The organism is Paenibacillus sp. DCT19, from assembly GCF_003268635.1.
GTDB lineage: Bacteria > Bacillota > Bacilli > Paenibacillales > Paenibacillaceae > Paenibacillus.
On sequence record NZ_CP029639.1, the window covers coordinates 5,798,081 to 5,807,500 of the forward strand.

5 protein-coding genes, 2 rRNA genes and 1 pseudogene (1 of these 8 running past the window's edge) are annotated in these 9,420 nt (G+C 47.4%); all 8 read right to left on the reverse strand.

Annotated elements, in window-relative coordinates; genetic code table 11:
• Positions 1-87 precede the first annotated feature (87 nt).
• Positions 88-2,546, reverse strand: a pseudogene (locus DMB88_RS26570) (ATP-dependent Clp protease ATP-binding subunit).
• A 231-nt stretch (positions 2,547-2,777) separates the two neighbouring features.
• Complete coding sequence (locus tag DMB88_RS26575) at positions 2,778-3,842, reverse strand: protein-arginine kinase McsB (RefSeq protein ID WP_056697615.1); 1,065 nt, start codon at positions 3,840-3,842, stop codon at positions 2,778-2,780.
• Positions 3,843-3,870: 28 nt separating this feature from the next.
• Positions 3,871-4,395: a protein-arginine kinase activator protein McsA gene (locus DMB88_RS26580; RefSeq protein WP_056697612.1), complete on the reverse strand. Its 525-nt coding sequence runs from the start codon at positions 4,393-4,395 to the stop codon at positions 3,871-3,873.
• 29 nt (positions 4,396-4,424) lie between these two features.
• The gene (locus DMB88_RS26585) at positions 4,425-4,886 is read right to left on the reverse strand and encodes a CtsR family transcriptional regulator (protein ID WP_024633618.1); all 462 of its coding nucleotides are present in this window, start codon (positions 4,884-4,886) and stop codon (positions 4,425-4,427) included.
• Between the two features lie 490 nt (positions 4,887-5,376).
• Positions 5,377-5,613: a sterol carrier protein domain-containing protein gene (locus tag DMB88_RS31600; protein WP_254438357.1), complete on the reverse strand. Its 237-nt coding sequence runs from the start codon at positions 5,611-5,613 to the stop codon at positions 5,377-5,379.
• A complete protein-coding gene (locus tag DMB88_RS26590; RefSeq protein WP_254438358.1) occupies positions 5,601-6,551 on the reverse strand; it encodes a GNAT family N-acetyltransferase in 951 nt (316 codons plus the stop codon). The genes DMB88_RS31600 and DMB88_RS26590 overlap by 13 nt, the downstream gene beginning before the upstream one ends.
• 227 nt (positions 6,552-6,778) lie before the next feature.
• Positions 6,779-6,895: ribosomal RNA gene (rrf, locus tag DMB88_RS26595) — 5S ribosomal RNA — on the reverse strand.
• 77 nt (positions 6,896-6,972) lie between these two features.
• Positions 6,973-9,420, reverse strand: a 23S ribosomal RNA gene (locus DMB88_RS26600); it runs 477 nt beyond the window's last position.

Sequence of the window (9,420 nt, forward strand, 5' to 3'; positions counted from 1 at the left end):
AGATTGCAAAAAAAGACCTCTCTGGCATAAGCCAGAAAGGTCCTTTGTCATTCCCATGAATCTATTTCACGAATGATCCAGATTGGATTACTTCGTTTCGATCTCTTCTGTGGATGGAACAATATCTTTTTTAGTTACAGACAAGGCGCCATTATCCTCATCAATCAACAAGGAATCACCTTTAACTACATTGCCTGTAAGCAATTCTTCTGACAATTTGTCTTCGATATGCTTCTGGATTGCCCGACGTAGTGGACGCGCACCATAAGCTGGATCGAAGCCCGCTTTGGCAAGGAATGCCTTCGCATTGTCCGTAAGCTCGAAGTCCACTTCGTATTCACGTAGGCGTTTCCGAAGTTCTTCACTCATGAGTGTAACAATCTCAGCAATGTGTTTTTCTTCGAGAGAATGGAAGACGATAATTTCATCAATCCGGTTAAGGAATTCTGGACGGAAGCTTTTCTTCAGCTCATCCATAACTTTACCCTTCATGTTGTCATAATCCGCTCCTGCATCTACCACAGCAGTGAATCCGAGTGTAGAGTTACGTTTAATCGCTTCTGCACCCACATTGGATGTCAGGATGATCAACGTGTTGCGGAAGTCAACTACGCGGCCTTTGGAATCTGTGAGACGACCATCTTCAAGCACTTGCAACAGAATGTTGAACACTTCTGGGTGTGCTTTTTCGACTTCATCCAAGAGCACAACGGAGTACGGTTTGCGACGAACTTTCTCCGTCAACTGACCGCCTTCTTCGTAACCGACATATCCTGGAGGCGCTCCGACCAATCTTGATGTGGAGTGTTTCTCACCATACTCAGACATATCGATACGAATTACTGCATTCTCATCACCAAACATCGCTTCAGCTAGCGCACGAGCCAGCTCGGTTTTACCAACCCCAGTAGGACCGAGGAAGATAAATGAACCCATTGGACGTTTCGGATCCTTCAGACCAGCACGAGCACGACGTACTGCACGGCTGACCGATTTAACAGCTTCATCTTGACCGATAACACGTTCATGGAGAATTTGCTCCAGGTTCATCAAGCGCTGCGTTTCTTCTTCTTTCAGCTTGTTCACCGGAATTCCAGTCCAGTTGGCTACCACTTGTGCGATATCCTCAGGAGTTACCTCAGAATCCGTGCGACCTTGTTTTTCTTTCCATTGGTTCTTCGTTACATCTAGCTCTTCACGGATTTTTTGTTCCGTATCACGCAGGGCTGCTGCTTTCTCGAACTCCTGGCTTTGCACCGCTGCATCTTTCTCCTTGCGGATATCTTCAAGACGGCTCTCCAGTTGTTTCAAGTTTGGCGGTACTGTATATGAGTTCAACCTTACTTTGGAACCCGCTTCATCGATCAAGTCGATCGCTTTGTCCGGCAAGAAACGGTCAGTAATATATCGATCAGACAATTTAACCGCCTGTACAATTGCTTCATCTGTGATTTTCACACGGTGATGGGCTTCATAACGGTCACGCAAGCCGTGCAAAATTTGAATAGCTTCTTCTGGGATGGTTGATCCACCGTAATAGGTTGGAAACGACGCTCAAGCGCTGCATCTTTTTCAATATATTTACGATATTCATCCAGCGTTGTTGCACCAATGCACTGCAATTCTCCACGTGCCAGAGCCGGCTTCAAAATGTTAGAAGCATCGATTGCACCTTCTGCTCCACCTGCACCGATCAAGGTATGCAACTCATCAATAAACAGGACGATGTTACCCGCTTGGCGAATCTCATCCATTATTTTTTTCAAGCGATCTTCGAATTCACCACGGTATTTCGTACCCGCTACAACTGAACCCATATCCAGTGTCATAACGCGTTTGTCACGCAATGTTTCTGGAATTTCGTTTGCAATAATTTTTTGGGCAAGTCCTTCAGCAATCGCTGTTTTACCTACCCCTGGTTCACCGATCAATACCGGATTGTTCTTCGTACGACGACTCAGCACTTGAATTACGCGCTCAATCTCTTTGCTACGCCCGATAACAGGATCAAGGTTGTTTTCCTTCGCATAGGCCGTGAGGTCACGAGCCAGGCTGTCGAGTGTTGGCGTGCTAACATTAGCAGGTGTTCCGTTATGACTTGATACCGCTTCGCTGCTACCCAGCAATTGAAGAACTTGCTGACGAGCTTTGTTCAAGCTAATACCTAAGTTGTTAAGTACACGTGCTGCTACACCTTCACCTTCACGGATCAATCCAAGCAAGATGTGTTCTGTTCCTACATATGTGTGACCCAATTTGCGGGCTTCATCCATAGATAGCTCAATTACTTTTTTCGCACGAGGCGTATATGCAATGTTAGTAGGTTGCTCCTGACCACGGCCAATCAGCGTTTCTACTTCATCCTGAATTTTTTCCAATCCGAGTCCCAGGCCGATCAGCGCTTTGGCTGCAATACCTTCGCCTTCACGAATGAGGCCGAGCAAAATGTGCTCAGTACCGATGTTATTATGACCGAGACGGACAGCTTCTTCCTGCGCTAATGCGAGTACCTTTTGGGCACGTTCCGTAAATCTTCCAAACATCATATCTCCTGCACCTCCATGGTTTTGGATAAAACGGGTTAGAGCCCCTTGAAACAAGCTCTTCCACCGTATTCTTTATAACACGTTGTCTGCAGCCATGCTGCGAATAAAATCATTCAGCTGTTCACATCAATTATTGCAGCTTCGTTGCAAATACCTTGATGCAAATTGCCATATTATATAAAAGCTGCAATTGCAGCGTGAAACCTCATTTATAAATCTGAAAAGGCTAACTTACTTTGCTGGGTTGATCGTATCACGAATGAGCTGAGCACGGTAGATATCTCGTTCATCTGTACGCATATCTTCCCCGAATGTTTTCTGCAAGAAACCAGGCTGAGTCATTACGTTCAGCTCGTTCATCACCGGTATAGTGAGTCCTTCCAACAGACCTAGATCTACACCAAGACGAACGTCGGAGAGACGCTGTGCAGCTTCCTTCGAGTCGACTATGGCTGCGTGAGACAGTATGCCATAAGATCGCATAACCCTGTCCGTAATACGCAGTCTTGAGTCGGTGATCAGTCGTTCTCTAGCGGTACGTTCATGTCCAATCATCTGTAACACAACACTGTGCAGATTTTCGATAACTTCTTGCTCGGTCTGTCCTAGCGTGATCTGGTTAGAGATCTGGAATAGGTTGCCCATTGCTTCGCTACCTTCACCGTAAATCCCGCGGACAGTAAGCCCTACCTGGGAAACCGCCGTTAGAATACGTCCAATCTGTTGTGTCATGACAAGAGCCGGCAAATGCATCATTACGGATGCCCTTACACCTGTACCGACATTGGTAGGACAGCTGGTCAAGTATCCTCTACGATCATCAAATGCATAATCCACATGCGCTTCAAAAGCATCATCTATCGCAGAAGCTTTCTCCCAAGCTTCTTTCACCTGGAACCCCGGATAGAGGCATTGGATCCTAAGATGATCCTCTTCATTAATCATGATACTGACAGACTCATCCTCACTAAGGATGACAGCACCGTTCTTGGATTCATTCGCTAGACTGGGACTAATCAGATGTTTCTCCACCAACACACGTTTGTCGAGCTCATCAATATCGATTAGATCCAGTGTGTGAAAATTTCCAAAAGCATGAACATCGTCGTATTGAAGTACTTCGCTCAGCTTATTCAGCACTTCCTCCGATTGCTCATTGGATGCAAGCATCGGAAATGGATAATGCTGCAGGTTGCGTGCGATCCGGACACGGCTGCTAATGACGATTTCTGAATCAGCCGCATCACTGCGCATCCAATCGCTGAGCGCCTTCTCTGTAAAAGGCAGATTAGGCATTACGCATCCCTCCTACTCATGACAAACTTTACTCCTGTGCTATTTCTTTTTCAAGTTCTCTGATCTGGTCACGAATTTGAGCAGCTTCTTCGAATTCTTCTTGCGTGATACTTTCTTGAAGAGTACGTTTCAAATCTGCAATTTGTCGTTTCACCTTGATACGACCACCAGCCCGTGCAGGTACTTTACCTACGTGGGAGGTGCTGCCATGCACCCTTTTGAACAACGGGTCTAGACGGCTATCAAAATATTTATAGCATGAGCTACAGCCGAACCGGCCGATTTTACTAAATTGGGAATACGTCATGCCACATTCTTCACATCGAAGGGATTGAGCAGGTGGTGTTCCTGCTGATCCACCTTTGCCAGATGGGTCGAAATCAAGCAGACCGGACAACAAGTTATGAATGGAGAATCCACCTGCTGTTCCAGGAATCATTTCCCCTTTTTCACGAGCACACGACTCGCAGATATGAAATTCCGTCTTCTCTCCGTTCACAATCTTCGTGAAATGAAGTGTAGCCGGACGATTATTGCATTCTTGGCAAAGCATTGATGTACCTCCTTTGGTCCCGATAGTTTTCATTTACCGAGCAAAGATATTAACATCGCCTTCAACATTCTGGCACGAATTTGATCCCGGTAAGGAAGTTTGACCAAAATAATTTCTCTCGATACAGCCGCCCGCATCAACCCCGCCTCTCGTTTGCTCAAGAAACGTGCTTCCTCTAGTTGGTAGATTAGACCTTCGGCAGCAGTCTGCCCGATCTCATCTCCAATACTATGATGCAAATGGTTATGCAGTGCTGAGTGAGCAGGTAGTTCGATCCGTTGAATACGTACATAACCACCGCCACCGCGTTTGCTTTCCACCAGATAGCCCTTCTCTAGGGTAAACCGGGTGCTGATGACGTAATTAATCTGAGAAGGCACGCATGAGAATTGGTCTGCCAGATCATTACGCTGAATTTCAACCATTCCTTCGGGACTTTCATGCAGAATACTCTTCAGATATTGTTCGATAATATCAGAGATATTACGCATCCACTCATCCTCCACTGTCTGAAACGTTAAGTCAATAAGGACCCACACGCCCCTACAGAGTGCACCTTCTCATCCCATTTAACCATTCCGTAAAACACCGAATCTGGATACAACAAGTGTTACCGGGAGAGTATAGGCCGCTCGAAGGTCCTTTGATACTGCTTGTTCCGCAAAGAAAAGTGTAGTCGCACTTTACTCAGCGAATGGCATAAGAAAGTCAAACAAAATGATGATCTCAGTTGACTTTGACTTTCTTTGACTTTATATACATTATAGCATATTTTGTGATTTTGCCAAGTGGGGTCACTATTCATTTTTTACGATTTTACACGAAATATTCTTTGGACACAAAAAAACCTCTCCAAAAGAGCTGGAGAAGTCCATTTGTCTTACCGTTACGCCTTCATGCTATATCAGGTGATTTCATGAGAGCCATCAGTGCTTCACTTAAAATAAGCCTTATAATCTCTTGATCAATCAATCTAATACTTTAGAAGAAATCAAGTAAATACGTTTCCCGTAAAGGAATTGCATTCTCCAAAGCATTAACCGCTTCAGCAGACCCATGAATTCTGCCTATCTTAGCCATTTCATCCGGTCTTCGGTATCCCATCAACACAGCAGTAAGGGATTGAATATCTATTTGTATCGTCCGATCTTCAGAAACAGGTTCGGAAGCCTTCCAGATTGAAGCCGTTCCATTCATGGCAACATTTAATTGCCACACACCTTCGTTCCAAGGTGCATGAGCATCCTTAACCTGAAGAGCAATCTGTACGGGGAATCCTGACTGGCGAACGGATACTGAGAAATAAATTGCTCCACACTCACGATGCGCGCCATAAAATAAGGAACAATCTCTTGCTGAATGCGTGGATTATCCAATTGAAAAGCAAGGGTATCACTTGCTGGTGCTTGTAATGTAACTTCTTCAATCATGGAATCATGATTGGCTATAAAGGTCCATAGAGCTTGTCTCGCTTCTTCATTCAGATGAATGATCTCATCGATCGCGAACTTACGCTCCTTGACCTCGTATAATATATACCCTTGCGCTTGCCCAGTTTCATCATAATATACGGCCTTCTGACTGGTTCCCTCCGTAAGCACCGAGTCTTTCCACCACGCATCGTCACGGATCAACATTCCGTTATAGCGCTCCGCATAAGCATTATATACGCTTTTTAAAACATCCAGATCCGGATTGCCTCTGCGCAGCGTTCCAGATGTTGGTTTTTTGGCAGGCAAATGCGACGCAGGTACTTTATATTTTTTGTATTCAATGTATGTTTCCCAACCATACTTCCGATAAAAGGCAAACGCAAACGGATGCAGGAACGAAATACTCTGTTTGTTGCGATTCATTTCTTCCAATGTGTGTTTGAGCAAACCAGCTACCCAGCCCTTGCGTCTGTACTCTGGCCACGTAGCTACACCTGCAATACCACCCATGTCGAATGACCGACCATGAATATACGTTTGAAAAGGGATAATGTGAAGCTTGGCACCTAGAGTGCCATCATCATACACTCCCCATACATCGTGTTTTGCAAACTGTTTTTGACGCTTCTCTCTCTGTTCCTCTTTCATTACAAATTGAAACGCATACTCAGAAAGCGCCATGCACTCATTGAAAGCGTCTGCTGTTAATTTACGAAATTCCATCTCATTCTGCACCCCGTTCTCTAGAAAATGATGAAATCATCCCAGTCTGTGGTCTGATCTGTAATGTAGTCTTCTCTATGAGTGTGTCAGAGGAGTTCTATAAAGTCAAATAAGAGGCGCCTAAGCGCCCCTTAAATACGTATATACACAGTATTATTATAAAAATAAGATGATCTACCTAGAAAAATATAAAAACCACCACCGAATAACATCGGCAGTGGTTCTTCGCTTGGCGGCGTCCTACTCTCCCAGGACCCTGCGGTCCAAGTACCATCGGCGCTAGAGGGCTTAACGGTCGTGTTCGGGATGGGTACGTGTGGAACCCCTCCGCCATCGCCACCAAACGCGTAGCTTACATTTCAGAGTGTTGTTCTCTGAAAACTAGATTCGAAACGAAAGTCTGCGATTTAAAACGTGCTAATTGGATAAGCCCTCGACCGATTAGTACTGGTCAGCTCCATGCATTACTGCACTTCCACCCCCAGCCTATCTACCTCGTCGTCTTCAAGGGGTCTTACATACTGGGAAATCTCATCTTGAGGGGGCTTCACGCTTAGATGCTTTCAGCGCTTATCCCGTCCGTACATAGCTACCCAGCGGTGCTCCTGGCGGAACAACTGGTACACCAGCGGTACGTCCATCCCGGTCCTCTCGTACTAAGGACAGCTCCTCTCAAATTTCCTACGCCCACGACAGATAGGGACCGAACTGTCTCACGACGTTCTGAACCCAGCTCGCGTACCGCTTTAATGGGCGAACAGCCCAACCCTTGGGACCTACTTCAGCCCCAGGATGCGATGAGCCGACATCGAGGTGCCAAACCTCCCCGTCGATGTGGACTCTTGGGGGAGATAAGCCTGTTATCCCCAGGGTAGCTTTTATCCGTTGAGCGATGGCCCTTCCATGCGGTACCACCGGATCACTAAGCCCGACTTTCGTCCCTGCTCGACTTGTAGGTCTCGCAGTCAAGCTCCCTTATGCCTTTGCACTCTTCGAATGATTTCCAACCATTCTGAGGGAACCTTTGGGCGCCTCCGTTACTCTTTAGGAGGCGACCGCCCCAGTCAAACTGCCCACCTGACACTGTCCCCGCACCGGATTACGGTACCAGGTTAGAACCTAGATACGATCAGGGTGGTATCCCAACGGTGCCTCCACCGAAGCTGGCGCTCCGGTTTCAAAGGCTCCCACCTATCCTGTACAGATCGTACCCAAATTCAATATCAAGCTGCAGTAAAGCTCCATGGGGTCTTTCCGTCTTGTCGCGGGTAACCTGCATCTTCACAGGTATTAAAATTTCACCGGATCTCTCGTTGAGACAGCGCCCAAGTCGTTACGCCATTCGTGCGGGTCAGAATTTACCTGACAAGGAATTTCGCTACCTTAGGACCGTTATAGTTACGGCCGCCGTTTACTGGGGCTTCGGTTCACAGCTTCGGATTACTCCTAACCGCTCCCCTTAACCTTCCAGCACCGGGCAGGCGTCAGCCCGTATACTTCGCCTTACGGCTTCGCACAGACCTGTGTTTTTGCTAAACAGTCGCTTGGGCCTTTTCACTGCGGCCCCCTCGTGCTATTCACACTACCGGGGCACCCCTTCTCCCGAAGTTACGGGGTCATTTTGCCGAGTTCCTTAACGAGAGTTCTTCCGCGCGCCTTAGAATTCTCTTCTCGCCTACCTGTGTCGGTTTGCGGTACGGGCACCATCACCTGGCTAGAGGCTTTTCTTGGCAGTGTGAGATCATGACCTTCGCTACTGTAATTTTCACTCCCCATCACAGCCCAGCCTTACGATGTGCGGATTTGCCTACACATCAGCCTCACTGCTTGGACAGACATCCATCAGTCTGCGTCACTACCCTACTGCGTCCCCCCATTGCTCATAACGGCTTACGGTGGTACAGGAATTTCGACCTGTTGTCCTTCGACTACGCCTTTCGGCCTCGCCTTAGGTCCCGACTTACCCTGAGTGGACGAGCCTTCCTCAGGAACCCTTAGGCTTTCGGCGGATCAGATTCTCACTGATCTTTTCGTTACTCATACCGGCATTCTCACTTGTATAATGTCCAGCGCTCCTTACGGTACACCTTCAACCCTTATACAACGCTCCCCTACCCCTGATGCAAGCATCAAGCCATAGCTTCGGTGGTGTGTTTAGCCCCGTTACATTTTCGGCGCAGAGTCACTCGACCAGTGAGCTATTACGCACTCTTTAAATGGTGGCTGCTTCTAAGCCAACATCCTGGTTGTCTGTGCAACTCCACATCCTTTCCCACTTAACACACACTTGGGGACCTTAGCTGATGGTCTGGGCTGTTTCCCTTTTGACAATGGATCTTAGCACTCACTGTCTGACTCCCGGAAGTAAGTCTATGGCATTCGGAGTTTGACTGAGCTTGGTAACCCTTGCGGGCCCCGCACCCAATCAGTGCTCTACCTCCACGACTCTGTTTTCCGAGGCTAGCCCTAAAGCTATTTCGGGGAGAACCAGCTATCTCCGAGTTCGATTGGAATTTCTCCGCTACCCCCACCTCATCCCCGCACTTTTCAACGTGCGTGGGTTCGGGCCTCCAGTGCGTGTTACCGCACCTTCACCCTGGACAGGGGTAGATCACCCGGTTTCGGGTCTACGTCCACGTACTACGAGCGCCCTATTCAGACTCGCTTTCGCTGCGGCTCCGGCTCTTCACCTTAACCTTGCACGGGAACGTAACTCGCCGGTTCATTCTACAAAAGGCACGCCATCACCCCTAAAACGGGCTCTGACTTTTTGTAAGCACACGGTTTCAGGTTCTATTTCACTCCCCTTCCGGGGTGCTTTTCACCTTTCCCTCACGGTACTGCTTCACTATCGGTCGCTAGGAAGTAT